The organism is Pseudomonas sp. GD04019, assembly GCF_029837695.1.
In the GTDB taxonomy this organism is placed as follows: Bacteria; Pseudomonadota; Gammaproteobacteria; order Pseudomonadales; family Pseudomonadaceae; genus Aquipseudomonas.
Genome location: NZ_JAOEEA010000033.1, coordinates 1 through 504, shown reverse-complemented (window position 1 = coordinate 504; position 504 = coordinate 1). Strand labels below are relative to the sequence as shown.

Sequence of the window (504 nt, the reverse complement as noted above, 5' to 3'; positions counted from 1 at the left end):
AGTTTTCAGGGCACTGGCCGTCAACAGGCCAATGCCACTGACTTCGTCGAGCTTGCGGACGATTTCATCCTCGGCATGCCAGCCTGCCAACTGCGCCTCGCACTCGTGCATCGATTGCTCGTACAGGTTGATCTCGCCCAGCACCACCTGCAGTGCCCCGCGCAAGGCGCTACGCTCCAGCAACTCACAAGCCACCCGCAAAAACGCTGCCGTAGTTATCGGCGCCTCGATGCCCATCTCGCGCAAGATCCCACGCAGCAGGTTGATGCGTTGCACCCGGCTACGCTTCCAGGTCTCACGCAAGTTGTGCAACTGCTGTAATTGCTGCTGTTCGTGGCTCTTCACCGGCACGGGGTGGATACCACGACAACGTGCCGCCTCCAGAATGGCATCGCAGTCATTGCGATCAGTCTTGTTGCGGCGGCGATAGGGCCGCACGTAGCGCGGATGCAATAGCACCACCCGGTGCCCGCACACCTGCGCCATTCGCCCCCAGTAGTGCGC

1 protein-coding gene is annotated in these 504 nt (G+C 61.5%); it reads right to left on the bottom strand.

The window, feature by feature from the left end; genetic code table 11:
• The coding region (locus tag N7607_RS23075; protein WP_279869504.1) for a transposase at positions 1–504 on the bottom strand (504 nt) is incomplete at both ends.